Source organism: Pseudomonas arsenicoxydans, assembly GCF_900103875.1.
GTDB classification, from domain to species: Bacteria; Pseudomonadota; Gammaproteobacteria; order Pseudomonadales; family Pseudomonadaceae; genus Aquipseudomonas; species Aquipseudomonas arsenicoxydans.
On the sequence record NZ_LT629705.1, the window covers coordinates 5,891,572 to 5,916,829 of the forward strand.

A 25,258-nucleotide genomic window follows, 5' to 3' on the forward strand; every position below is an offset into this window, starting at 1 on the left:
GAAAACCCCCGATCAGTCCTCTGGATTGTCGGGGGTTTTCTTTTGCCCCAAGGAAAGTAGCAGCCGAGCTGACGCCTTCGCGGGCAAGCCCGCTCCCACAGTTGATCGCATTTCTCTGGGCAACCCCGGTCTCCTGTGGGAGCGGGCTTGCCCGCGAAGAGGCCGGCACAGACAACCCAAACCTCGGCACCAGATAAAAAATTCCGGCAAAAAAAAGCCCCTATTGCGAGGGGCCATTTGTGCAGCGCTTTTCAGCTAACCAGCATCAGGTCATCTGAATGATGGTCTGCATGATGGTGCTCTGGGTGGAAATAGTCTTGGCGTTTGCCTGGTAGTTGCTCTGCGCCTTGATCAGGTTGACCAGTTCGTTGGTCAGGTTGACGTTGGACTCTTCCAGGGAGTTGGACTGGATGGAGCCCAGGGTCCCGGTTTCCGGAGCGTCATAGCCTGGGATACCCGAGGCGAAGGTCTCTTTCCAGCTAGTGCCGCCAATCGCTTGCAGGCCCTGTTCGTTAGTAAAGCTGGCCAGCGCAACCTGGCCGATGGCCTTGCTCTGGTTGTTGCTGAAGTTAGCGAACAGAGTACCGGTGCCGTCGATGGTCAGGTTGGTGATCTGGCCAGTGGCGTAACCGTCCTGGGTCGGGATCGAACGCGCGGTGTCAGCGTTGTACTGGGTAGTCTTGGCCATCGAGATGGTCACGCCTGCCGGGTTCGCGGCGGCGCCGTTGGCTGTCCAGACGCCATTGGTCACAGTGCCTGGTACCCAGCTTTTCAGCGTCAAGTCACTGCTGATGATTGCAGGTCCGCCCAACGGATCTGGCGTGCTCACCTGAGTCAACTTGCCGCCGCTGTCGAACGACAGTGTCGAAGCGATCGGGGCAGTGGTTTTCGGGTCGCTGCCGGTAGCATCCGGGTTACGACCGTCTACCAGGGTATAAACCTTCCAGGTGTTGCCAGCCGTTTTCACGACGTACTGATCCATCTCGTGCTTGTTGCCCTGGCTGTCATAGATCGGGGTGCTGAACGATTTGGTGTAGGTCGCCGTCAGTGCTGGGTCGAACTTGCCCGCCGGGACGGTATCGTCGATGACCGGAGCCGTCGAGTTCAAGTTGATTGTCGATGCCACAGCCGAAGTGGACTTCGGTGCCAGGTTCGAGGTGTCGAGTTTCAGGTCAGTCAACACGCCGTTGATGATCTTGCCGTTGGCATCCACGCCGTAGCCTTGCAGGCGAGACGTGTAATCGGTGTTGGTGATGAAACCGTCCTTGTCGACCTTGAACGTACCGTTACGGGTGTAAGACACCGAACCATTGTTGCTCAGGGCGAAGAAACCCGAACCGTTGATGCCCATGTCCAGCACGTTACCGGTGTTGTTGATGTCACCCTGGGTGAACTGCTGGGACACGTTGGCCAGGCGCACGCCGCTGCCGACCACTTTGCCGCCGCTGCCGAGTTTGGTCGCCGAGTAGACGTCTTCAAATTCGGTGCGGGAGGATTTGAAACCGGTAGTCGCGACGTTGGCGATGTTGTTACCGGTCACGTCCAGTTGTTTGTTGGCTGCATAGAGACCGCTAAGGCCGATATTGAAAGACATATTCCACTCCTTTGTGCCGGGTTAGTCGGCTCTATATACCAATGGTTTGAACTTTGGACAGGGCGACGGGGCCCAGGCCCGCGAGGTTGAGCGTCAGCTCGCCGCCGGTCTGGCTCAGGGTCACGCTGTTGACGGTGGCCGGCAGGTAAACCGCCAGGTCCGTCGCCGTGCCGTTGACCGGCGCACTGGCCTTGATGGTGTAGGCACCGACCGGAACGGGGTTGCCGCTCGAGTCCTTGCCATCCCACGTGAAGCTGGAACTGCCGACCGCACGAGTGCCCAGATCAATGGTTCTGATTGTTTTGCCAGTGCTGTCGGTAACGGTCACGGTGCCGCTGGAGATGGACGACGTCAGATTGACCGAGCCGTTGACAGCCTTGGTCGGATCATCGACCTGGATATTGTTGGTCTGCACGATCACGGAGCGGCCGACCAGGGACGAGGCCTGCAACGCTTGCGAAGAGCTGTAGTTGCCGGCAATCGAGCTGACCGTGCTGTTGAGCGTAGTGATGCCTTCCAGGCTGCTGAACTGGGCCAACTGGGCGACGAACGCGCTGTTGTCCTGCGGGTCCAGCGGGTTCTGGTTTTTGAGCTGGGTGACCAGCAATTGCAGGAACGCATCCTTGCCCAGCGCCTGGCCGCCCGTCGCGCTGTTGGTCGCGGAGGCAATGCCGCCCGACGTGGAGCTGCTGGATTTGACGGAAGAGTTCGCCAGAATGTCATTGACGCTGAGGCTGCTGGTGGAATCGGTAACACTCATCTGAGTCGCCCCTTATCACTGACCGAGAGTCAGGACCTTCTGCATCATGGTTTTGGCGGTGTTCATCATTTCGGCGTTGGTCTGGAACGAACGACTGGCGGAAATCATGTCGGCCATTTCTTCGACGACGTTGACGTTGGGGTAGTAGACGTAACCCTTGGCGTCGGCCGCTGGATGGTTCGGCTCGTAACGCGCCTCAAGGTTGCTCTGATCCTCAACCACACCCAGCACTTGCACGCCTTGACCGGCCGCGTCCTGGTTCTGGAACAGCGAATCACCGCCGCCGCTCTGGCCGCCCTGGAACATGGTGGCGAATACCGGGTGACGGGCGCGATAGGTCTGGTCGATGCTCGACGAAACGGTTTCGGCGTTGGCGATGTTCGAAGCCACGGTGTTCAAGCGAGTGGTCTGGGCACTCATGCCGCTACCGGCAATGTTGAAAACACTGGATAGAGACATGAATTACTCTCCGCGCAGGGCTGCCATCAGCCCTTTGAATTTGCTGTTGAGCAGGGTGAAGCTGGCCTGGAAGCCGACCGCGTTTTCCGCGTAATTCGACTGTTCCAGTTGAGCGTCAACGGTGTTCTGGTCGATCGACGGTTGCATCGGGGTGCGATACATCAGCGATTCGTCGCCGTTACCCAGGCCTTCGGCTTCGATATGACGGCTGTTGGTCATGTTCAAGGCAAAGGTGCCGCCATTGGTTTTCTCGTTCTGTGCAGCGAGCACTTTGGAGAACTCCAGGTCCCGAGCCTTGTAGTTCGGGGTATCGGCGTTGGCAATGTTGTTGGCCAGGACTTCGGCACGCTGGGCGCGAAAGCCCAAGGCTTGTTCGTGGATACCGAGCGCTTTATCGAAGCTGATGCTCATGTCGGGAAACCTTCGGGTGACCTGATTTTCGTAACAGAGACATAGCAAGCGGCGTGCCAATTCAAAAAATCCCGTAAACCGGGGCTTTGCGGGCGGTGGCAAGGCGGCAATGCCAGAAAAGCGGCAACCGGTTTCCGCCGTCTGCCGCTTTTCTGCCGCTTGTCACCGATTTTCAGAACACCGCCATTCCCTGTGGGAGCCGGGCTTGCCCGCGATGGCGGTGTGTCAGTCACATCAACTTCGCCTGTGATACCGCTATCGCGGGCAAGCCCGGCTCCCACAGGGAATGGCGGTGGTGCCGAGAAATCATCAGGCATAAAAAAACGGGAGCCCCTGAGGACTCCCGTTTTCATGTGTGCCGCCAACCCATCACTTCGCCTGGTAAATGATCCCCGGGCTGCACTGGACCATCTGGTAGTGGTCCGGCAAACCGTTCAGCGCTTCGGAAGCGCCAAGGAACAGATAACCGCCGGGTTTGAGCGTGCTGTGAATGCGCAGCAGGATGTCTTTCTTCACCTCGGCGGAAAAGTAGATCAACACGTTGCGGCAGAACACGATATCGAACTTGCCCAGGGCTGCGTAGCTGTCGAGCAGGTTGAACGAGCGAAACTCCACGCGACTCTTGATCGGCGCCTTGATCGCCCAGCGTCCCGGCCCCTTGGGGTCGAAATAACGCTGAAGGCGTTCGGGCGACAGGCCACGGCCGATGGCCAGGCTGTCGTACTCGCCGGTCTTGCAGTTGGTCAGCATGGTGCCGGACAAATCAGTGGCAACGATCTGCACACCCATTTTCAACTGGCCCATGTTGACCCGCTCGAACTCATCGATGGACATCGACAGCGAATACGGTTCCTGACCCGACGAGCACGCCGCCGACCAAATCCGCAGACGCTGACCGGGGGCTGCCTTGATCGCTTCGGGCAACACCTTGTTCTTCAAGACTTCAAACGGATAGGTGTCACGAAACCACAGGGTTTCGTTGGTGGTCATGGCATCCACCACCATCTCGCGCAAACCACTGCGCGGCTGGGTCTGAATGCGCTGGACCAGTTCACCCAACGACTTGATACCCTGCTGTTCCATCAGTTTGTTGAGACGGCTCGATACCAGGTATTGCTTGTTTTCACCGAGCAAAATGCCACAGGCTTTTTCCAGGAATACCCGGAACTGTTCGAAATCCAAATTACCCGTAGACAAAGATACCGCCTCTTAAATCGTGTTGAACCGCCAGGGGCAAAAGGCCCCTAGCTGATATCTGCTGCTTTGATCCGGTCGACTACCCGGGATGCCAGGTCATCAGGACGGAATTTGGCAAGGAAGTCATCAGCACCGACTTTCTTGACCATCGCCTGATTGAATACGCCCGACAACGAAGTATGCAGGATGATATGAAGCTTTTGCATGCGCGGGTCGGCGCGGATCTCGGCCGTCAGCGTGTACCCGTCCATTTCCGGCATCTCGATGTCGGAAATCATCATCAGGAACTCTTCTTCCGGCTTCTTGCCCTCGTCGACCAGCTTGCGCAGGTATTCCAGCGCTTGCCGACCGTCGTTCAACGCCACCACTTCGACGCCGATCGTTTGCAGGCAGCGCGTCACTTGCTTGCGCGCCACCGATGAGTCATCAACCGTCAAGACCCGCAGCGACAACGCTTTGTGCTGGGTTTCGACATCCACCACACCGACCGAAATCGCTTCCGGTGTGGGTGCCACTTCCGCCAGCACTTTTTCGACGTCGATGATTTCGACTAGCTGATTGTCGACCCGAGTCACAGCGGTCAGGTAATGATCGCGCCCGGTACCCTTGGGAGGTGGATGAATTTCCTCCCAGTTCATGTTGACGATGCGCTCCACCGAGCGCACCAGGAAACCCTGGGTCTTGGTGTTGTACTCCGTAATGATCACAAACGGATTGCTCTGATCCTTAAGCGCGCCGGAGCCGGTCGCCATTGCCAGATCGAGAATCGGAATGGTCGCCCCCCGGATATTTGCCACACCGCACACGACAGGACTGGACTTGGGCATCAGGGTCAGCTTGGGGCATTGCAGCACCTCACGAACCTTGAAAACGTTGATCCCATACAGCTGCTGACCGTCAAGACGGAACAACAACAGTTCAAGGCGATTCTGCCCCACCAGTTGCGTGCGCTGGTTTACTGAATCCATTACACCAGCCATGCACAGAACTCCTACACCAACGCTTAAGTGTGTTGCGACGCGCATTCATTGCTAAACGGCACGGCGCTTGCTTTTTAACTCTTATGAACACAGAACCGACATTTTTCCGACGCCTGACATCAACTTTCCGCAAATTGCTTTGTGTGATGCCGGCCGTTTGCCTGTTCAACGCTGGCAGCCCTGCCCTTGCTGACTCGGTTACCTTGCCTGACATGCTTATCGGCGTCACACAGGGCTTTCTTGAATTCACCGTAGAGGACTATTTGGCTACCAGTCAAACCGAAGGTCGCTACGAAATCGAAGTCAACCGACTCGATCCACGTATGCATATGCCCATGTGCGACAAGGAATTGACAGCCACTCTGGAGAGCCCGGCGACCCCGATCGGACGGGTCACGGTCAAGGTTCGCTGCGATAGCTCCTCGCCCTGGACCGTCTTCGTGCCCGCTCAAGTCCGCCTGTTTCGGGAGGTCGTCACGACTACTCGGCCGCTCAAGCGCGCCGGTATCGTCGAACCCGAGGATGTGATGCTGCGTGAACGTGATATCAGTCTGATCAACCAGGGTTATTTCACCTCGCTGGATCAAGCCATCGGACAAAAACTTACCCGACCAACGGTCGCCGATCAGGTCCTGACGCTGGTGCATCTGGAACAGGCGGAAGTCATTAGTAAGGGCGACCAGGTGGTGATCACGGCACGCAGTGGTACGCTCAGTGTGCGCATGCCCGGCGAAGCGCTGTCCAACGGCGGCTTGCGTGAACAGATTCGAGTGAAAAATCTCAATTCCAATCGGGTCATCAAGGCGCAGGTGATCGCGCCAGGCCAAGTGGAAGTGGCTATGTAGATATCTTTATCTCTTTGGGTGAAGAGATGGCGCGTTGCCCGGCGGTTCCCTAAACTGTGCCCCAGGCAGGAAAAGCACTGGCACTTGCACGCTCATTGATAAATGAGCCTAAAGTTTTTGCAGGGAGAGCCGAAAACATGGCAAGCGTCCAAATACCCAGAGGTTTTTTATCATGGTCATCGATTTCAGCCGTTTAAACAGCTCCTCGCCACTTACCGGTAGTACGCGTACCAGCGCCGCGAAGGAAACCGCCGAAGCCGGCAAATCCGCGCCGCTGAATACCCCGGCCGAACAGGCCAGTACCGTCACAAGCGGGGAATCGGTACACCTCAGCAATGAGGCTCAACAGTTGCAGAAGGTCACTGACAAGCTGCGCGATCAGCCTGCCGTCGACAACGCCCGTGTGGCAGAGTTGAAAGCAGCAATCGCCGATGGCAGCTATAAAGTCGACAGCAACCGTGTAGCCAGCAAACTGCTCAACTTCGAAGCCCAGCGCTAGGCCATTGCCTGCGCCAGGCTTTTGGACGCTTAAACCCCAAGGCCAGCCATGCACGATACTAATTTACTGCAACTGATCATCGACGACTTTGCCCCGGCGCAACACTTGCTGGAGTTACTGCAAACCGAGTCCCTCGCCTTGCATGGTCGCGACATGCAACTGCTCGAGGATATTCTCGCGCAGAAACAGGCACTGATCGTTTTGCTTGACCAGCATGGCCGCAAGCGCAGTGAAATCCTCGCCAGCCTCAACCTGCCGCTCAATCGCACGGGTCTCGAGCAACTTGCCAGCCATTCCAGCATTGGTGAACAGTTGCTGGCACAAAGCGATGTGCTGACCGACCTCCTGGCTCAGTGTCAGACTGCCAACGCCAGTAATGGCCAGTCCATTCTGGTCCAGCAGGCCGCCACGGCCAATCAGCTGAAAATCCTCACCGGTGGCGAACCACCCGCGCTTTATGATGCCCGCGGATCCACCGCCAAGCTTGCGAAGCCGCGCCCGCTCAGTCAGGCTTGAGCCTTTGCATCGACACGCCCTATCAAGACACGAAACATGCTGGCAAAATGCTGGCTCGCCGTAGTCAATTTTTTGCCTGGAGATCGATTAACCGTGTTCAATACCCAAAGCGCGGAAGACGCCCCGCAGCCACCCAAGGTGCTTACCACACCTCTGGAGATCTCCAGCAACCTGCGCCAGCTTCAGGACAGCCATGACCCGCTGATCATTACGTTCCATGAGCGCACCCAGCGCTTTCAGAGCTATCTGGTGGACATTGATCGCGACAGAAATATGATCACCCTGGATGAAATGATCCCGCGTGACGGAGAACGCTTTCTGCTGGCCGGAGAACCGTTCAAGGTTGAAGGCTTCCACGACGGTGTGCGCATCGCCTGGGAAAGCAATGGCGCGCTGTCCATCGATGAGTCCGGCGATACTCGCTGCTATCGTGGCCCCCTGCCCGCTGAAGTGGTTTATCACCAGCGCCGCAACGCGTTCCGTGCAGCGTTGAAACTGGCGCAACTGGTCAGCGTCGAACTGGGCGGCGACAAACTCAAGTCGACCCTGGGCGGCAAGCTGCTGGACATTTCGGCCACCGGCTGCAAGTTGCGTTTTGAAGGCGACATCACCAGCAGCCTGCAACTGGGCCAGGTCTATGACCGCTTCGTCGCCGCCCTGCCCTTCGGCAACATGACCGCACCAGTCGAGTTGCGTTACCTGCACTTCGAAGAGAAGATCTCCACCACTTTCGCCGGTGTTCGCTTTCATAACATGAGCGGACTGGTGCAGCGGCAAGTCGAGCGCTTCGTCTATCAGCTGCAACGCGAAGCACGACGTTTCGACAAAGACGACATGTAATACGACGCTTCAACAAAAAACGGGCAGTCCCTTGCGGTGACTGCCCGTTTTTTTATGCCTTGGCCTATGGCCTGGCTTCGGTAAAGCTTTGCTCGCGGCCCGCGTCCGGATCTTCAGGTGGCGGATCCGCCTGCGGATCCGTTTGCGGTTCAGGCTCCGGTTCAGGGCTGATCGGGCTTTGCATCTGGTCTTGCACCACCTGCTCATCGACACGCGGATCGAGGCACGCCACCAGCGGCGAACTGGACATACTGTCCGGCATGGCCACGTGATGCAGCGGCGCATCGTCGACCTGATGCAGGTTGGTGACCGCTTTGGGGCGGATGCGCCACACCAGCACCAACGCAAAGAAACTGAAGAAGGCGTAAAGCATGTGGCTGCCAAACAGCTTCATCAGCACCCCGGCCACCAACGGTCCGATACTGGCGCCAACACCGTAGGTCACCAACAACATCGCGGTCAGGGAAACACGACGATCACCTTCGACATGGTCATTGGAGAACGCCACCGCCAGCGGATACAGGCAGAACATCACCAGCGAACAGAAGAACCCGGCGACAAACAAAACCTCCAGCGGCACCTGCTGCATGATTGCCAGCGGCAACGCAGTCAGGGCCAGCACCACCGCAAAACAGCGGATCAACAACGCCCGGTCATAACGGTCGGACAGCCAGCCCAGCGGCCATTGCACCAACAGTCCGGCAAAAATACAGCTACCCATGAACAGACCGACCTGCTCGGTGGACAACCCTTGCTGCGAGGCATACAGCGGCGCCAGACCATAGAACGAGCCAATGATCAGCCCCGCCCCCAGCACCGTACTCAACGACTGCGGCACGCGCTTGATGAAGAACCGCGGCTCCATAGGCGCCGGATGCAACGGTGCAGGGTGAATCCGGCGTGTCAGGGCCACCGGCACCAGGCACAGCGCGAAGCACAAGGCGACCAGCATCAGCAGCTCCAAGCCCAGCGCCGGGTGCATGACCAGAATCAGCTGACCCAGCACCAGCCCCAGGTAGGAGGCGATCATATAGCCGCTGAACACCGTGCCACGCTGCGACGCTTCGGCCTGCTCGTTGAGCCAGCTTTCAATGACCATGTACTGGCACATCATGCCGAGGCCGACGATGATCCGCAGGAATATCCAGGCCGGCAGCCAGTCGATCAGGCCGTGGCCAAGCACCGCCGCGCCGACAATCCCGGCGCAGGCCGAATAGGCTCGAATGTGTCCGACCCGGGCAATCAGCCGGTGGCCGATCTTGCCGCCCAGCACCAGACCAAAATAGTTGGCCGCCATCAACGCACCGACCCACAGGCTGTCGACGTGATCGGCCGCCAGGCGCAAGCCCAGGTACGTACTTAGCAAGCCAGAGCCGATCAACATCATCAGCGAGGCAAAATAAAGCGCTCGAAAAGGTTTCCAGATTTGGCGCATCGGCGTTCCGAGCGGCTCCTTGCAGTGAGAGTCGGGCTATCCGAAAAGATAGCTCGTAGACGATGGATCGTCAGGCCTGAGCAGCCAGGACACGGCGCTCCCAGGGCGTAATTTCATCGAAGAAGCTGGTCAACTCCATGGTCTTCGAAGCGACGTAGCCTTCGATGAACTCGTTGCCAAACAGTTCCTTCGCCAATTGGCTACGTTTCAGACGTTCAAGAGCGGCATGCAAGGTACACGGCAACGAAAGATTATCCGGCACTTTGAATTCGCCCTGGATCGCCTCGCTTGGCTCCAACATGTTTTCAATGCCATGCAAACCGGCAGCAAGGCTGGCGGCGATCGCCAGGTACGGATTGGCATCGGCCCCCGGCAGGCGGTTCTCGACCCGACGAGCGGCCGGCGAACTGGCGGGAATACGCAACCCGGCGGCCCGGTTGTCGTGGGACCAGCAGGCATTATTCGGTGACGCGAAGGGATGGCACAAGCGCTGATAGGAGTTCACGTTCGGTGCAAACAGCGCGGTGAAATCCGCCATGCATGCCTGCTGGCCGCCGATGAAATGACGGAAGGTTGCAGTCGGCTGCCCGGCCTCATCGCTGAACACGTTACGCCCGCTGCCGATCTCGACGATGCTCTGGTGAATGTGCATCGAACTGCCCGGCGTGTGCGCCAAGGGTTTGGCCATGCAGACCACGGTCAGGCCGTGCTTGAGCGCGACTTCTTTGAGCAGATGCTTGAACAGCAACGTCTGGTCGGCCAGCAGCAACGGATCGCCGTGCAGCAAGTTGATCTCGAACTGGCTGACGCCCATCTCGTGCATAAAGGTATCGCGCGGCAGGCCCAACGCCGCCATGCATTCGTAGACGTCACTGAAAAATGGCCGCAAACCGTTGTTGGAACTGACACTGAACGCCGAATGACCGTCTTCGCGTCGACCGTCCAGGCCCAGCGGCGGTTGGAACGGCTGGGTTGGATCGGGATTGGCTGCGAAGACGAAAAATTCCAGCTCGGTCGCCACCACCGGCGCCAAGCCCAGGGCCGCGTAACGCGCGATGACCGCCTTGAGCTGGCCACGGGTCGACAGGTTCGAGTGTTCGCCGGTCAGTTCGTCGGCGTCGCAAATGGCCAATGCCCGCGGTGGCTTGCTCCAGGGCAGGCGATGGATCTGCGCCGGATCAGGCACCAGCGCCAGGTCGCCGTCGTCACTGCCGTAAAACCGTGCTGGCGGGTAGCCGCCCATGATGCATTGCAGCAGCACACCCCGCGCCATCTGCAAACGCCGCCCTTCAAGGAATCCTTCGGCGGTCATCACCTTACCGCGCGGTACGCCATTCAAGTCCGGCGTGACACATTCAATCTCATCAATGCCCGTCAATCGCTGCGCGAGTGAACGCTGGCCATCGGTTGTCATGACTCAATCCTTTGTAGTGGTGCAAGCCGCGAACGGCGACCCGTACAAAATAGGCTCCGCCTGTTCGGAATTTCAAGCAGCACACACAAAAAGAAACGTCAGGGCAGATAGAGGCTGAATACACCGCCGCCCAAGGGGCCGCCGTTGCTGATACGGGTGCACCCTTGCACGCCATTGCGCTGATGCAAGGCGGCGATCCGGCCGGCGAAATACAAGCCCAGGCCTGTGCTGCCGCTGCTTTGATTGATGCCCTGCACGTAATCGGCCTGGCGCTCGATCATCTCGACGGGATAACCGTCGCCATCGTCATTGATGGTCAGCATCAACTGACCGGCCTCGTCGCTGACACTGATCAGCAGCGACTGGCGGGCGTAACGAATGGCGTTGTTGATGGTGTTGGCCAGCACCGAGGCAACCAGCTCCCGGTCGAAGAACCCCAAGGGACACAGCGGGTCGACTTCATAGGTCGCGATTATGCCGCGACTGGCGAACACCTCTTGATGAGCGGCCAGTTGCGCTTCGATGAAATCATCCAGCTCATGGTAGGCCGGCTGCAACGGCATCTGATTGACGCCCAGCTTGTACAGCCCCAGCAACTGCACCAGCATGCCGTTGAGGTGAGCGAACTCGAACTCGATGACGCCCTGCTCCGGGCTCTGCCGCTCTGAGTTGGGCAAGCGCCCCATCCATTGGCTGTGGGCCTGCATCAGCATGGCCAGCGAGTTCTTCATGTCGTGCACGGTGGAGGCAATCACCGTGGAGAAATCCAGTGCCGGGTACTCTTGGCTCATCCGCTGAACGCCTTGATTTTCAGTTTCTGGTAGCGCGGATAACGCGCGTCGGTGTCGGGCATCATGCCGACCTGTTTCAGGCAGGCGCGACATTCTTCAAGTTCGGGCGAAGGCACGCTGGTGTCCGTGCCGTGCAACAACGACTGCGCCATATTGAGTGCGATACTGATGTTTTTCGGTTGCAGGGCCAGCGCTTTGCGAAACACCGCCCGGGCTTCGACCAGGTTGCCGGTCTTGTACACCTGCACGCCTTGCCGGTTGAGGTCGGAGGCCACGTTGCCCGAATTCAGAATCGCCGGATCATCGGTCAATTTGGCGATCCCTTGCATCACCACAGGATCGTCACCGTAGATTTCCGCGCAGTTCTTCAACATCGACGCACCGGCACTGGCCTGCCCGAGCATTTGCAACTGCTTGGCCACCAGCAGCGCCGCTTCGGCGCTCATGAACTGCTCCATGCCGTCCAGGCGCATCATCGCTTGCTCAGTGAGCTTTTCAGCGGTTTCCGCGTCGTTGAGCAGCAGACTGGTGGCTTTCATCAGTCGCGCACGGATTTGCAGGCCCGGGTCCGACGGATTTTCCTTGGCCACCAGGCTGAGGGTCGTGTTGATCTCCAGCCGAGTGCGGGTATCCAGGCCTTTCTCGCTGCCTTTGCTGATCAAGGCGTGGGCCAGGCCCAGGTTGCTTTCGGCGTCCTTGAAGCGTGATTGAGCGCCTTGGGACACGGCCTGGCGGTAAGCCTTGGAGGCCGTTTCGAAATCTTCGTTGGCCATCGCCAGCTTGCCCAACTGCGCTTGCCGGCGCACCGCCAGCGGCGACAGGCGAATGGCCTCTTCCAGCACCCTCTGTGCGCCCTTGTTATCGCCTTCGGCCACCAGCACGTCGGCCATGCCGTCATACAGCGCCGGCATCATCGGAAACACCTTCAAGGCTTTTTCGTATACGCCTTTGGCCTGGCTGATCTGGCCACGCTTGAACAGCAATTTGCCCAGCCCGGCGAACGCCCAAGGCAAAGGCCGATCAGCAATGATGCCGTCGTAAAGGCGTTCCAGCGCTTCGTTCTGATTCAAGTCACGCAACGCGTCCGCGCGATAACGCAGACACAGCGGCGAATAACGGATGTCCTTCTTGCACAACTCGATGCAGGCGTTGAGCACTTCCATCGGCTTGCCGCGATCAAGCGCTTGCAGAATCGGTTTGAGCAGGTTCTTGCGTTGTTCCAGACGCTCCAGCCGCTGGGCCAGACCGGACCGGTTGAATGGTTTGGTCAGGTAAGCGTCGGGTTCATGCTCCAGCGCACTGAGCACCATCGCCTGGCTGGTTTCGGCGGTGACCATGACGAACACACTTTCATGGCTGATCAGCTTCTCGATCATCAAGTCTTCGAGCACCTGCTGACCGTTTTTCTTGCCATCGCCTAGGTGAAAATCCTGCAGGATAAAGTCGTAGGCCTTCTGCGAGCACATGCGCAGCGCCTGTTCACCGGTATCCGCGGTGTCGACGTCCTTGACGCCCAATTCACGCAGCATGGACCTGACGGAACTGCGGAAATCCGAGAAATCATCGACGATCAGAAAACTCTTTTGGTGATACGACAGCATCGAAGATTTCCAGGCAGTTTAAGTAGAAGACCATGACCGTTCGGGTTATCGGCCAGTGGTGCCATTCCCTTGAGAACTCCAGCCCCCAAGTGTCTCTAAATATTTGAAGGTGTTATTGAAAAACGGGATTATCCTGCTTTATTGAAGCCCGTTCAGACCTATTTGAATTCAACGCCCCTATCGCCGGCTAAGGCACAAGAAATGACCAGCACTCCCCCACACTCGGCCAACGCTCCCAAGCGAAAGGCCCTGAGCCCCAGCACACTGGACTTTCCGGTGGTCGGCATCGGCGCATCGGCGGGGGGACTGCAGGCCATCAAATTGTTTTTCGAAAACATGCCACACGACAATGGCATGGCGTTCGTGATCATTCTTCACCTGTCGCCCGACCACCAGAGCATCGCAGACAGGATCATCCAGGAATCGACCCGGATGCCGGTCCTGCAAGTCACCGAAACGGTACCCATCGAGAAGAACCACATTTACGTCATCTCTCCGGCTCGACAGCTGACGATGAACGACGGTGTGCTGGAGGTCAGCAGCAACGACCGGAGCGAAGGCCGACACGCCTCTATCGACCTGTTCTTTCGCGACCTGGCCGAAGTACATCGCGAACGCGCGTTCTGTCTGGTGCTGTCGGGCAGCGGCTCCGATGGTGCGGTCGGTCTGTCACGCATCAAGGAACACGGCGGGATCACCATGGCGCAGATGCCGGAAGATGCCGAGTTCGACGGCATGCCCCGCGCCGCCATCGAGACGGGCATGGTCGACCTGGTGTTGCCGGTGGTGGAAATGCCGCAAAAGCTGCTGGAGCTGTGGCACAACTCACAGGAAATCAGCCTGCCAACCGCCAACGACCCGGAACTGCAATCCTTCGCGTCCGTGTCCGAACGTGACGCGGCGGTTGCCGAACAATTGCTGCACGATATCCTGATCCAGTTGCGCACCGGCACCGGTCACGACTTCAAGCACTACAAGCGCGCAACCGTATTGCGGCGTATCGAGCGCCGGATGCAGGTCACGGCCCAACCTGACCTGGCAGCCTATTATCGCTACCTGCAAAACAACCCCGAAGAAACCAAGGCTCTGCTCGGCGATATGCTGATTGGCGTGACCAATTTCTTCCGCGATCGCGAAGCGTTCGAAGCCCTGGAACGCGATGTTCTGCCGCAACTGGTCAGCGCAGTCGTGTCGGCGCACCCCGAGAAAGAAGAAATCCGCGTCTGGTCGGCCGGTTGCTCCACGGGCGAGGAAGCCTACAGCCTGGCGATGCTGATCAGTGACCAACTGCAACTCGACGCCAGCAAAGCCACATTGCAACTGTTCGCCACCGACATCGACGAACGTGCCATCAGCGTCGGGCGGGCGGGCCTGTATCCACAAGCCATCGTGACCGACGTGCCGCCAACGCGACTGAGGAATTATTTCGTCAAGGAAGACGACCACTACCGGATTCGCAAGGAGCTGCGCGAAAAAGTCCTGTTTGCCAAACACAGCCTGTTGTCCGACCCGCCCTTCTCGCAAATCGACCTGATCGTCTGCCGAAACCTGTTGATCTATCTGGATCGCGAAGTGCAGCGCGAAATTCTGCAGATGTTCCACTTTGCACTGCGCCCGGGAGGTTTTCTGTTTTTGGGTTCGTCAGAAAGCGCGGATGCGTGCCACGAGCTGTTTGCCACGGTGGACAAGCGCAACCGGATCTTCCGCGCCAAAACCGGCACCGCCAGCAGCCGACGCACCCCGACCATGCCGCGTGGCGGTTACGTGCGCACCAATGTTTCCCGCGAGGCACCGCAGAACGCGGTGCAGCGCAAGCTGTCCTTCAGCGACATTCACCAGCGCGCCCTGGAACGTACCGCGCCACCGAGCATGATTGTCGATGCCAACGCTGACATTCTGCACATGAGCGGAAGCGCCGGACGTTTCCTGCGCCATGTGGGCGGTGAATTGTCGCGTAACCTGCTGACGCTGATCCTTCCGGAGTTGCGCCTGGAAATCCGCACCACGCTGTTTCAGGTTCAACAAAGCGGCCTGGCGGTCAAATCCCGCGCGGTGCCCATCACACGCGACAATCGACGCTACAAGATCGACCTGCTGGCACAGCCATACAAGGACGAAGAGTCGGAAGGCGAGTTTGTCCTGGTGATTTTCGAAGAGGCCGAAATCGACCCTGCCGAACAGGAAGCAACGACCCTGTTGCAAACCGAAAGCCAGGTCCTGTCCAACCTTGAACGCGAACTGCAACGCACCAAATTGCATTTGCAGGACACCATTGAACAATCGGAAGTCTCCAGCGAAGAGCTCAAGGCTTCCAACGAGGAAATGCAGGCGATCAACGAAGAGCTGCGCTCGGCCACCGAAGAGCTGGAAACCAGCAAGGAAGAACTGCAGTCGATCAACGAAGAGTTGTTGACGGTCAACTACGAGCTGAAGACCAAAGTCGAAGAAACCGACAAGATCAACGACTACCTGACCAACCTGATAGCCTCGACAGACATTGCCACGGTGTTTGTCGACCGGGACATGCGGATCAAATGGTTCACACCGCGAGCCACGGACATCTTCAGCATGTTGCCGGTAGATACCGGGCGTTCGTTGCTCGATATCACCCATCGCCTGCAATACGACGACCTGGCCAAGGATGCCGCACTGGTGTTTGAATCGTTGAACATGATCGAACGTGAAATCAGCAGCACCGACAATCGTTGGTACATCGCCCGTCTTCTGCCGTACCGCTCCAGCGAAGACCACATCGACGGCACGGTGCTGACCTTCATCGATATCACCAAGCGCCGCGCCGCCGAAGACGAGTTGCGCCTGAGCGAAGAACGCATGCGCCTGGTGGCGGAAAGTACCCGCGATTACGCGATCATTACCCTTGATGAACAAGGTGTGATCACCAGCTGGAACAAAGGCGCCGAGTTGATTTTTGGCTACAGCAAGGTCGAGGCCGAAGGCGTCTATTACGACTTCATTTTCTCCGAAGAAGACCGCGCCTCCGGCCTCCCCAAAGCCGAGCTGCAAAAAGTCCACACCCAAGGCCGTAGCGAAGACGAACGCTGGTACCTGCGCAAGGATGGCAGGCGCTTCTATTGCAGTGGTGAGGTGACGCTACTCACCGGCGACAATCTGCGCGGCTACGTGAAAATCGCCCGCGACCTGACCGGCCACAAGCGCCAGCACGAAGAGCAAAGCCAGGCACTGGCCGAGACGCGCAACACCAGTTACCTCAAGGATGAGTTCTTCGCGGTCATGTCCCATGAACTCAAGCATCCATTGAACCTGATCCAGCTCAACGCCGAGCTGCTGCGTCGATTGCCGGTGACCAAGGCTGTGGCCCCGGCCGCCAAGGCCGTCAACACGATCTGCGATGCCGTCACCAGCCAGGCGCGGATTATTGACGATCTGCTGGATGTCGCGCGGGTGCGTACCGGCAAGCTCAAGCTGCAAGCGGTCACCGTGGACCTGGTGAGCGTGCTGCGCGACATTCATACGGTGGTCCTTAACGAACAGCACGAAACCACCGTCGAGCTTCAGGTGCCTTCACAGCCTCTGATGGTTCACGCCGACCCGACGCGCCTGGAGCAGATCATCTGGAACCTGGTGAACAACGCGCTGAAATTCACCCCGCCCACAGGTCGCGTGCAACTGATCGCCAGCCAGGATGGCGCCAAGGTGCGACTGGACGTCAAAGACAACGGCACCGGCATCGCCCCTGAGAACCTCGAGCATGTGTTCGATCTGTTCGGGCAGGCTGAAAAGCAGCACGTTTCGCATCACCGAGAGGGTCTGGGTATTGGCCTGTCCCTGGTGCGCCAATTGACAGAAGCACAACAGGGCACGGTTGAAGTCAGCTCGCCTGGGCTGGGCGCAGGCTGCACGTTCAGCGTCTGCCTGCCGATGGCCAGGACGGATGGCGAGGCTAACTCTGCCCTGCGGCTCGACGACGAGGCTACCGGAAGGCTGAGCGGTTTAACCATTCTGCTGGTCGATGACTCCGCCGATGTGCTGGAAACCTTGAAGGTACTGCTGGAAATGGAAGACGCCGAAGTCATCGCGTTCGACCGCCCGGCAGAGGCCCTGGATGCAGCAAAAAGCATGCATTTTGACCTCATCATTTCGGACCTTGGCATGCCGGTCATGAGTGGTCACGAACTGATGAGCGCGTTACGTCAGCTACCGTTCGCCAAGGATGTGCCGGCCATCGCGCTGACGGGCTATGGCGCCCACAGCGACATTACAAAGTCCCGGCAATCGGGCTTTGACCAACACGTTGGAAAACCGGTGTCCTACGAGGAGTTGATCGAAACCATCGAAGCACTACGCTCCAAGAGCGTATCGATGGGCAAATGACTCAACTCAAATAGGCGCGTTGCACGCAGACGCGCCGATCAATCGCTTGTCTGAGTCGCTCTTTATGGTCCGCCCAGATCCCAGGATCGACTTTGTGGGCGCGCATGAGTTCGAGCATCGCCTCCTTCGCTGCCAGGTATTCCGACCACGCGTCATCGGTGCGAATCTTCAGACGCTCACGCTCGGTCATTTCCATCCGTCGCAGAGCCAGCGTAGGCTCATCGGTGATCACCGGGTCCAGCGTAAACTGCACCCGATGCGGCGCCACAAACGCCCGAGTGTCAGCCACCAGCTCTCTGGCTCGCCGCGCGCCCCACTTCAACGCCGTGCAGTAATACTCGCCGACACAGCGGTCATGAAACTCTTCGCAAATCGCCCAACCACTGTCGGCATAAATCCCGATAAACACCTGGGTGACACCCTCATGACTCACCCGCGCCTGGACTTCGACCTGTACACCGTCGCTGAGTACTTCTTCGTGAGTGTGGATAGGTAACCGGTTGTTGGTCCATAACCAGAATTGTGCGCCTCTGCGTCGCATTGCTTCGCTCCTTGTTTCGTATCTGGAGTAAGGCACAGCAATGAGGGACTTGCCACGTAGATCGTCGGTTTGAGGACACAAAAAAGCCCTGCCGGAGGAAGGTTCCTGGCAGGGCTTTTTCTTACAGCGCAAGGCTGAAATCAATGTGGTGTCCCAGGGCAGGTTCGAACTGCCAACCTTCCCCTTAGGAGGGTCATTTCAGAAGCTTGCCACACTTGATGAAGCCCAGAAATTACGAGGCTCTTCGTCCGGTTGCGTCCGTGAAAACGGCCCCGTATAGTTCTTTTTGCTGCCACGGTGCTGTCACGGAGTTGTATGGCTTGAAAACGAAGATCACCCAGAAACTCATCAACAGCCTGGCTACAGAGCCGAATGCATATCGTGTGCATGACACTGTGCAGCCCGGCCTATTCATCCGTGTGCTGCCGAGCGGGCATAAATCGTACATGGTCACCTGGGGGCGCAACAAGAATGCCACCCTTGGCCGCGTTGGGGTGATGACACTTGACCAGGCGCGCACCGAGACGGCCAAGTACCTTGCAGATGCACACGCCCACGGGGAACCGCTGGCCGTAACCCAGGGCCGGAAAGGCGCCACCCTCCCCTCCTTGCGCAAATTCATCGATGACATCTATATGCCGTGGTTCGAAGCCCACCACAAGGGGCATGAGAAGACGCTGCACACGCTCAATAATAACTTCGAAGCGATCATGCCCCAGCGCCTGGGCGACATCACTGGCCGCGATCTGGAGCAGATCCGCACGGGATGGATGCAGTCTGGCAATAAGCCTTCGACAGTGAATAGAAAAATGGGATCGATCAGCGGCGTGTTCAGTCGGGCCGTTGAGTGGGAGTACATCTCCGCGCATCCGCTGGCCAAGCTCAAACAGCTCAAGGTCGACTCAATGGGCAAGGTTCGATATCTGGACCAAGATGAGACCAAGCGTCTGCGCGAAGCCCTGGACGCGCGCCAAGACGAAGCCCGGGCTGAGCGCGAGACAGCGAACAATTGGCGGGCAGACCGCGGCAAGGAGCAAATGCAAAGTTTGCTGCAGCTGCCCTTTACCGATCACCTAAAGCCCATGGTGCTGGTGTCACTTAATACTGGCATGAGACGCGGCGAACTCTTCGATCTGAAATGGTCAGCTGTAAATTTCCAAACGAGGACGATCACCGCCGCCGGCGCCACCACCAAAACGAGCGACACGCGACATATTCCAATGAACAAGGAAACCTTCGGCGTGCTGGATGATTGGAAGAAGCAAGTAGGGAAATCTGGGTACGTTTTCCCGAGTCAGGCTGGCGGCCGCCTGGAGGACGTTAAAAGCGCCTGGCTCAATTTGCTGGAGCGCGCCAAGATCGAGGGCTTCCGCTGGCACGATATGCGTCACGACTTCGCGTCACGTCTGGTAATGGCTGGCGTACCGCTCAACACGGTACGAGATCTGTTGGGGCACGCTGATATCAAGATGACGCTTCGCTATGCCCACTTGGCGCCTGGTACAAAGGCTGCTGCGGTAGACCTCATTTAGGAGTGAACGGCACAACAACGCTTGAGTCCTTGTGTTCCGCCATATGGACCAACAGCTCCTCCCAATGAGCTCTCAGCTTATTGATGTCGATGTCGTCCTCCAGCTTGTCATCGTCTGAATGGGGGTAATCAAGCCAAAAAACAGGAGAGGCGTAAACGGTCTCTTTGAGCCTTTGCTCTTCGTGATTCATTAGTTGCGGAGCCACATAGAAGAGCAGACCGAACCGATGAGAGTCATCCGTACTGTAAATCTCATTGCAGAGACGTAAAAGCGTAACCTCTTGTTCCACATTCTTTTTTTCTTCGTCATCCCAAAGATACGCATCGATTTTGATTCCTTTAGCGTATTCCTCTATTGCCGATTCGATCACCCCGGTAATTGACTGGCGCTTCTTTCTGGCAACCATCTCAATCAGGAACTTGATCTTGGGGTCAAGCCTCAATGTCAGGGTTTCTGTCTTGCGCGCCCCTTGATTAGGCTTGTTCTTAGTCATCACAACTCTCCTCGGCTGGGTTTCTGCAAAGCGTATACGGCACGTCCATAGAAGTCCATGCGTTCATAATACTTATTGCACATCAGTTGACGTGCATTATTCACTCCTCTACGATTGCTCAACGGCTCGGAGATCCTGGGCATTCTTGGAGAGAAAAATGGAACAAGCACAGCAAATGGCGCCGCTTTCGGTGAGCGTTGAAGAATCGGCCCGCATTTTGGGGATCTCGCGCTCGGCTACTTACGAGCTCATTGCCCAAGGCGAAATCAAGACTTTCAAGATTGGCCGTCGGCGCCTGGCTTTGGCATCCGAACTGAAGGCGTTCATTGAGCGCGCAGCTATGGCGGGCGCGCGGTGAAGCGCGAAAAGAATAAGGGGAAGTACTGCGCAGGACTGCGCGGAAGATTGCCAAGGCGGTGTTCGAGCACCGCCTTAGCGAAAACACACTGGATAGCACCAACGTGAAGGGCAAACTATGACACGCCATTCTTCTACTGAGCAAGACCGCAAAATGATCGAGGCCCTACGGAATGGGCCGGTATCCACCATCGAGGCCGCCAAAGAACTGGATATCGTCCAGCCTCCAAACACGATCCGCCGCCTCAGGAAAAGGGGCTTCGAGATCCGCACCTTCTGGACCTACCAGTCCACGGAGCCAGGCCGCCCACCTCACCGGGTGGCGAAATACATCCTGATGCGCGAAGCGTCGTAACCCATCGACTAGCAGGAGGCTCTTCAACCCGAGGAGCCTCCTGCGCTTGTGAGCGGCCGTATGGCGATAAAAAGAAAGGGGTTCAAGCCCAAGGCTAAACCATTTGCCATGATGCTATGGCAGATGGGGCAGTCTGCCCCCTATCGTGCGCTGAGTTTCACCGCTAGGGGGGTGCTGATGGAATTGCAGATGCAATATAACGGGAGCAACAACGGCGACCTGTCCGCCACTCGGACGATGGCGAAAGATTGGGGAGTGAGCTCTCCGAACATCCTGCAAAAAGCGCTGACTGATCTTCTGGATGGGGGATGGATCGTCCAGACTCGCACCAGCTTATTTTCCCGCCATGGATCAAGATGTGCACTGTATGCGCTTTCCTGGTACGCAATTGATGAGTGCCCAGGGAAAGAACTCGAAATATCCCCGACCAATACACCACTGAAGACCGTTAGGGACCTGACAAATTCGGATTGATCCGGTATTGAATCAGTACACGTAGCGGTATCGAATCAATACACGTTGGAAAACTGGGAGTACCGTTCCGTCCGGTTGCGTTCAGAAACTGCTTCGTCGTGTATTGATTCGATACCACTAAATCAATTCTTCCTGTATCGAATCAATACACCCTTATAAATATCTACCATACCAGCACGCTTTAGCCTTGCCTCAAGAGAGCGTATGAACCTGATCGGCAGGTCCGCCCCCACATTGGAGGTTGGCTGGATTTCAGATCCGGCCAACTCCCCCCAGTGTCGTGTGTTCCTTAGATTGAGGGCGACCCAGCCATTCTCCGAAGCGCTCCAGTAACCCGACCTCAAATTGAGGGTGGATGACTGGGCCGAAAACTCGCCCTGTATCACTTTGCCTACATCCGATTTACTGCAACAAAAACACCCTCATCAATCCGCTGCAAACCAACTCTTTCAGTCCCGTTTAATCCGGCTACGTGTAGCACCTGAGGTGTACCCAAAATAAGCTTTGAACCCGGCGGCATAAGACCTAATCTAGCCAAATCAACGCCAACAAGGAGCCAGCATGAGCGCCGCTATGAAGACCCGAGGCCGCCAGGCCAAACCGACCCGCAATGAGGTATCTGCCGCATGGGATCGAATCCGTTCTGCTGCTGATGGTGGGGATCTGCAGGCGAGTGCCTTGCTGATTGCATTGGTCGAAAACAAACCTCTGTCGCCTGTCCTGGAGCGCGCTAGTGCTTAACGCAACGATTACCGGCGCAATCACCAGCGAACTCAAGATGGACGAGCGGGGCCGTTTGTACTGCTCGATCTACAGCGATCAGGCGCGCCGCTCAGTGCGGGCCGTGGTGCGCAACGAGAGGCACGCACAGTTGATAGGGGAGCTACCCAAGGGGAGCCGCCTAACTGCGTCAGGGACGCTGCACAGCGCGGGGGCTATCGGGCCTTCGGGGCAAACCCTGGCGCATCTGACCATTGATGTTCAAACCGTGAAAATCCACTAGGAATCCGCCATGACTGATAACGCCGATAACCATGCAGACGATCAAGAGCTGGAACGTCTGCGCGCCAAGAACGCCGAGCTGCTGACCGAGCTGAAGAAGGTCAAGGCAGAGCGCGACGGCCTGACCGCCAAAGTAGAGGCGCAAGACGCCGAGATCACTGACTACAAGTTCAACAAGCCCGTGGCCGACCTGCTGAGCAAAATTCTGGTGTCGTCGAAGTATTCGTCTCATGAGCTGGCCGAGCACTTCACCTTCGCTCTGAATGATGCCGGTGTTCTGGAAATGCGCGACCTGGAAGGCAAGCCGGTGGAGGTCTCCGAGAAGGTAGACGGCAAGACCGTTACTCGCCCGATCAAGTGCGAGGAAGACGAGGTTTGGCGTTACCTGGCCCACGACTACGGCAAGTTGAACCACATTGTTCGTAGCAGCGGTGCGTCAGGCGGTGGCGCTTCAGGGTCTCGCTCAACACCGAGTGCGCCTCAGAGCCGTAGCGAACAGAAGCCTTCCGAGTTTGGCCTGCGATAACGTACACTTGGCAGCGCGGCTTCCTGTGGGAGCTGCAACCCCTTCCGGCCTGTGGCCGACCCCCGCAACACCCTGGCCAGTGGCCGACCCTCTCCGCGACGTCTGTGACCCGCGAATCTCTCTTAGATTCGAGGCAATACCCCCATGGCAACTACCCAACTTTCCGACGTAATCGTTCCATCCAAGTTCACTGACTACATCACTCAAAACACCATGGAGCGCACCGCTCTAGTTACGAGTGGGATCATGGTCAAGAACGATGTAATCACCAACCAGCTCAATGCCGGCGCTCACTCCTTCACCGTTCCGTTCTGGAAAGACCTGGGCAACGAAGAAGCCGATATCGTCAGCGATGACCCGGCTACCCTGTCCGTGCCGCTCAAGATCCAGGCCGGCAAACAGCTCGTTCGTAAAAGCTTTATCCACCAGTCCTGGGCAGCAATGAACCTGGCCAGTGAACTAGCCGGATCAGACGCCCTGAACCGCATTCAGGATCGCGTGGCCGAATACTGGAACCGCCAGCTACAGCGACGCCTGATTGCCAGCCTCAACGGCATCCTGGCGGACAACGTGGCCAACGATGCCGGTGACATGATCTTCGACATCTCCGGCCTGGCCGGTGCTCTGGCGGAGTTCAGCCCAGAAGCCGTTATCGACGCTGCCGGCACCATGGGCGACGCGATGGGTAGTCTGGTCGGCATCGGCCTTCACTCGAACCTGTACAAGCGCGCACTCAAGGCCGACCTGATCGAGTTTGTACAGCCATCCTCTGGCTCGATGCGCCTTCCGACCTATCGCGGCTTGGTCGTGGTGCTGGATGACAGCGTGCCGCTTGTCGGTGGCGTCTACACCTGCCCACTGTTCGGGCCTGGCGCAGTCGGCTACGGCGTGGCAGACCCAACCATTGCCGAAGGCACCGAGGTCGAAAACATCCCCGGCGCCGGTAAAGGTGGTGGTCAGCAAGTGCTGCACAGTCGCATCAACACGGCTGTTCACCCTGCCGGCTTCGCCTGGGTGGAAGGCACCATCGCCGGTAACTCTCCGACGCTCGCTGAGATCGCCGGGGCGGCCCACTGGGATCGCGTTGTTGAGCGTAAGGCCGTCCCACTTGCGTTCCTGCGCTGCAAGTAAGGGAGGATGGGGGCAGCAATGCCCCCTTTTACGATCATGCTCAGACCAATTGAAATGGGCCAAGTGCTACACCGCGCCCTTCACAACCTACCGCCGAAATATCACGTCCGCCTGAAGCATCAAGGCCGTTTGCTGGCAGTCCTGCAGGGTGATACCTATCAGGAAGCCACCGAGCGCGCCCAGCGCCTTGTTGCTGCCCTTTCCATCACCGATGGTGGCGTGACTTATGAGCAAGCCTGAGAACACGTCAAAACAGGCTACGGGCCGTCGCGAGAATGGCACCTTCGCCAAGGGGCAGACCGGCAACCCTGGAGGCCGACCGGGCAACCTGGCCAACCTGCGCGCCAAACTGACAGCGGGCTCTGATGAGATCGCCACCGTTGTCCTGGCCGCTGCAAAGGGCGGTGATATGCAGGCTTGCCGGCTGATCCTGGAGCGGATTGTTCCGGCGCTTAAACCAATAGCTGAGCCGGTAGCGTTTCACCTGGACGACCAGGATCTGACCAGCACGGCCCGCTCAATCATGCGCGCCATTGCTGATGGCACACTGCCGGGCGATCAGGGTAAGGTTCTGCTCGATGCCGTGTTGGGAATGTCCCGCGTAATCGAAGTGGCTGACCTGGAGCGCCGCCTAAAAGCTCTGGAAGCGAGCATGGAAGACGAAGAATGAAGATCACCACGAAGTTAGACCGACTCGAGCGTCTGGTCCGTGTCAGCGAGTTTGACGAGACCGTAAAGGCTATCAGCCAGGTCATGGACGAATGCGCCGCCGAGGCAGCGGGTGGCGAGCCAACGAAGGGGAAAGAATCCCTGATGGACATACTGGAGAGCGCAGATGAAAAACACGATTAAGAGCCGTCTGGATGGTCTAGAGCAGCAACTGAACAACCAGAAAAGCGGGCCGACCATGATCGTTATCGACGTGGTGAATGCCAGCGAAGAAGGCCCGCACGAGGTTGTTCCAGTTGGCTATACATGCGACATCAAAGGGAAGCGCCACTATTTCCCCGGCGACTCTGAGCAGGCAGGGGCAGCAGTGCGCGCCCTGATGGCTCAGGAGCCCCGCGAGCCTGGCAAGGTTCGACCTATCCCTATCCTAATGGCCTGTCTGGAAGCTCCGGCTGGCTGATTCTGCAACACCCGTTTTTTATG

At 57.9% G+C, this 25,258-nt stretch carries 29 protein-coding genes; 17 read left to right on the top strand and 12 right to left on the bottom strand.

What is annotated here, in order from left to right; translation table 11 throughout:
- Positions 1-265: 265 nt before the first annotated feature.
- The 6 genes from flgE to BLQ41_RS27605 all read right to left on the bottom strand — a co-directional run bounded on the left by flgE (position 266) and on the right by BLQ41_RS27605 (position 5,401).
- On the bottom strand, positions 266-1,594 hold the full coding sequence (gene flgE / locus BLQ41_RS27580; RefSeq protein ID WP_090187002.1) for a flagellar hook protein FlgE: 1,329 nt from the start codon (positions 1,592-1,594) through the stop codon (positions 266-268).
- A gap of 31 nt (positions 1,595-1,625) precedes the next feature.
- A complete protein-coding gene (gene flgD / locus BLQ41_RS27585) occupies positions 1,626-2,354 on the bottom strand; it encodes a flagellar hook assembly protein FlgD (protein ID WP_090187005.1) in 729 nt (242 codons plus the stop codon).
- Between the two features lie 15 nt (positions 2,355-2,369).
- Positions 2,370-2,813, bottom strand: coding sequence for a flagellar basal body rod protein FlgC (gene flgC, locus BLQ41_RS27590; RefSeq protein WP_027619263.1), 444 nt, complete (start codon positions 2,811-2,813; stop codon positions 2,370-2,372).
- A 3-nt stretch (positions 2,814-2,816) separates the two neighbouring features.
- Positions 2,817-3,224: a flagellar basal body rod protein FlgB gene (gene flgB / locus BLQ41_RS27595; protein ID WP_090187008.1), complete on the bottom strand. Its 408-nt coding sequence runs from the start codon at positions 3,222-3,224 to the stop codon at positions 2,817-2,819.
- Positions 3,225-3,593: 369 nt separating this feature from the next.
- The gene (gene cheR, locus BLQ41_RS27600; protein ID WP_007899126.1) at positions 3,594-4,421 is read right to left on the bottom strand and encodes a protein-glutamate O-methyltransferase CheR; all 828 of its coding nucleotides are present in this window, start codon (positions 4,419-4,421) and stop codon (positions 3,594-3,596) included.
- 47 nt (positions 4,422-4,468) lie between these two features.
- Entirely contained in the window at positions 4,469-5,401 is a 933-nt protein-coding gene (locus BLQ41_RS27605; protein WP_090187011.1) for a chemotaxis protein CheV, read from the bottom strand.
- An 83-nt stretch (positions 5,402-5,484) separates the two neighbouring features.
- Between BLQ41_RS27605 and flgA the strand changes: the two genes are divergently transcribed.
- The 4 genes from flgA to BLQ41_RS27625 all read left to right on the top strand — a co-directional run bounded on the left by flgA (position 5,485) and on the right by BLQ41_RS27625 (position 8,101).
- A complete protein-coding gene (flgA, locus tag BLQ41_RS27610; protein WP_090187014.1) occupies positions 5,485-6,246 on the top strand; it encodes a flagellar basal body P-ring formation chaperone FlgA in 762 nt (253 codons plus the stop codon).
- Between the two features lie 172 nt (positions 6,247-6,418).
- Positions 6,419-6,745, top strand: a complete 327-nt coding sequence (flgM, locus tag BLQ41_RS27615) for a flagellar biosynthesis anti-sigma factor FlgM (protein WP_090187018.1) — start codon at positions 6,419-6,421, stop codon at positions 6,743-6,745.
- 48 nt (positions 6,746-6,793) lie between these two features.
- Entirely contained in the window at positions 6,794-7,261 is a 468-nt protein-coding gene (locus tag BLQ41_RS27620; RefSeq protein ID WP_090187021.1) for a flagella synthesis protein FlgN, read from the top strand.
- 93 nt (positions 7,262-7,354) lie between these two features.
- Complete coding sequence (locus BLQ41_RS27625) at positions 7,355-8,101, top strand: flagellar brake protein (RefSeq protein ID WP_090187023.1); 747 nt, start codon at positions 7,355-7,357, stop codon at positions 8,099-8,101.
- 64 nt (positions 8,102-8,165) lie between these two features.
- Here BLQ41_RS27625 and BLQ41_RS27630 read toward each other — a convergent pair whose 3' ends face one another.
- The 4 genes from BLQ41_RS27630 to BLQ41_RS27645 all read right to left on the bottom strand — a co-directional run bounded on the left by BLQ41_RS27630 (position 8,166) and on the right by BLQ41_RS27645 (position 13,342).
- Entirely contained in the window at positions 8,166-9,536 is a 1,371-nt protein-coding gene (locus tag BLQ41_RS27630) for an MFS transporter (RefSeq protein ID WP_090187026.1), read from the bottom strand.
- 70 nt (positions 9,537-9,606) lie between these two features.
- On the bottom strand, positions 9,607-10,848 hold the full coding sequence (locus tag BLQ41_RS27635) for a glutamine synthetase family protein (protein ID WP_167360552.1): 1,242 nt from the start codon (positions 10,846-10,848) through the stop codon (positions 9,607-9,609).
- A gap of 200 nt (positions 10,849-11,048) precedes the next feature.
- Entirely contained in the window at positions 11,049-11,741 is a 693-nt protein-coding gene (locus tag BLQ41_RS27640) for a sensor histidine kinase (RefSeq protein ID WP_090187030.1), read from the bottom strand.
- Positions 11,738-13,342, bottom strand: a complete 1,605-nt coding sequence (locus BLQ41_RS27645; protein WP_090187033.1) for a tetratricopeptide repeat-containing response regulator — start codon at positions 13,340-13,342, stop codon at positions 11,738-11,740. The genes BLQ41_RS27640 and BLQ41_RS27645 overlap by 4 nt, the downstream gene beginning before the upstream one ends.
- Before the next feature lie 201 nt (positions 13,343-13,543).
- Between BLQ41_RS27645 and BLQ41_RS27650 the strand changes: the two genes are divergently transcribed.
- Entirely contained in the window at positions 13,544-17,695 is a 4,152-nt protein-coding gene (locus BLQ41_RS27650) for a CheR family methyltransferase (RefSeq protein ID WP_090187036.1), read from the top strand.
- Position 17,696: 1 nt separating this feature from the next.
- On the opposite strand, the gene BLQ41_RS27655 is transcribed toward BLQ41_RS27650, so the two are convergent.
- Entirely contained in the window at positions 17,697-18,236 is a 540-nt protein-coding gene (locus BLQ41_RS27655; protein ID WP_090187039.1) for a hypothetical protein, read from the bottom strand.
- A 320-nt stretch (positions 18,237-18,556) separates the two neighbouring features.
- On the opposite strand from BLQ41_RS27655, the gene BLQ41_RS27660 reads away from it, so the two are divergent.
- Entirely contained in the window at positions 18,557-19,768 is a 1,212-nt protein-coding gene (locus BLQ41_RS27660) for a site-specific integrase (RefSeq protein WP_197678906.1), read from the top strand.
- On the opposite strand, the gene BLQ41_RS27665 is transcribed toward BLQ41_RS27660, so the two are convergent.
- Entirely contained in the window at positions 19,761-20,261 is a 501-nt protein-coding gene (locus BLQ41_RS27665) for a hypothetical protein (protein WP_090187046.1), read from the bottom strand. The two genes, BLQ41_RS27660 and BLQ41_RS27665, sit on opposite strands and share 8 nt — an antisense overlap.
- A gap of 157 nt (positions 20,262-20,418) precedes the next feature.
- On the opposite strand from BLQ41_RS27665, the gene BLQ41_RS27670 reads away from it, so the two are divergent.
- From BLQ41_RS27670 to BLQ41_RS27720, 11 genes are all read left to right on the top strand, one after another.
- Entirely contained in the window at positions 20,419-20,619 is a 201-nt protein-coding gene (locus BLQ41_RS27670; RefSeq protein ID WP_090187047.1) for a helix-turn-helix domain-containing protein, read from the top strand.
- 117 nt (positions 20,620-20,736) lie between these two features.
- Positions 20,737-20,973 carry a helix-turn-helix domain-containing protein gene (locus tag BLQ41_RS27675; protein ID WP_090187049.1) on the top strand — a complete coding sequence of 79 codons (237 nt, stop codon included), beginning with the start codon at positions 20,737-20,739 and terminating at the stop codon, positions 20,971-20,973.
- Between the two features lie 48 nt (positions 20,974-21,021).
- Positions 21,022-21,447, top strand: coding sequence for a hypothetical protein (locus tag BLQ41_RS27680; protein WP_231997073.1), 426 nt, complete (start codon positions 21,022-21,024; stop codon positions 21,445-21,447).
- Between the two features lie 561 nt (positions 21,448-22,008).
- Entirely contained in the window at positions 22,009-22,188 is a 180-nt protein-coding gene (locus BLQ41_RS27685) for a hypothetical protein (RefSeq protein WP_090187054.1), read from the top strand.
- A complete protein-coding gene (locus tag BLQ41_RS27690; RefSeq protein ID WP_090187057.1) occupies positions 22,181-22,450 on the top strand; it encodes a hypothetical protein in 270 nt (89 codons plus the stop codon). The genes BLQ41_RS27685 and BLQ41_RS27690 overlap by 8 nt, the downstream gene beginning before the upstream one ends.
- A 9-nt stretch (positions 22,451-22,459) precedes the next feature.
- Positions 22,460-22,975, top strand: coding sequence for a hypothetical protein (locus tag BLQ41_RS27695; protein WP_090187060.1), 516 nt, complete (start codon positions 22,460-22,462; stop codon positions 22,973-22,975).
- Between the two features lie 144 nt (positions 22,976-23,119).
- Entirely contained in the window at positions 23,120-24,106 is a 987-nt protein-coding gene (locus BLQ41_RS27700) for a hypothetical protein (protein WP_157695048.1), read from the top strand.
- Between the two features lie 18 nt (positions 24,107-24,124).
- Positions 24,125-24,346, top strand: a complete 222-nt coding sequence (locus tag BLQ41_RS27705) for a hypothetical protein (RefSeq protein ID WP_231997074.1) — start codon at positions 24,125-24,127, stop codon at positions 24,344-24,346.
- The gene (locus BLQ41_RS27710; protein ID WP_231997075.1) at positions 24,333-24,776 is read left to right on the top strand and encodes a hypothetical protein; all 444 of its coding nucleotides are present in this window, start codon (positions 24,333-24,335) and stop codon (positions 24,774-24,776) included. The genes BLQ41_RS27705 and BLQ41_RS27710 overlap by 14 nt, the downstream gene beginning before the upstream one ends.
- The gene (locus BLQ41_RS27715; RefSeq protein ID WP_090187068.1) at positions 24,773-24,958 is read left to right on the top strand and encodes a hypothetical protein; all 186 of its coding nucleotides are present in this window, start codon (positions 24,773-24,775) and stop codon (positions 24,956-24,958) included. The genes BLQ41_RS27710 and BLQ41_RS27715 overlap by 4 nt, the downstream gene beginning before the upstream one ends.
- On the top strand, positions 24,942-25,235 hold the full coding sequence (locus BLQ41_RS27720) for a hypothetical protein (RefSeq protein WP_090187071.1): 294 nt from the start codon (positions 24,942-24,944) through the stop codon (positions 25,233-25,235). The genes BLQ41_RS27715 and BLQ41_RS27720 overlap by 17 nt, the downstream gene beginning before the upstream one ends.
- Positions 25,236-25,258 lie beyond the last annotated feature (23 nt).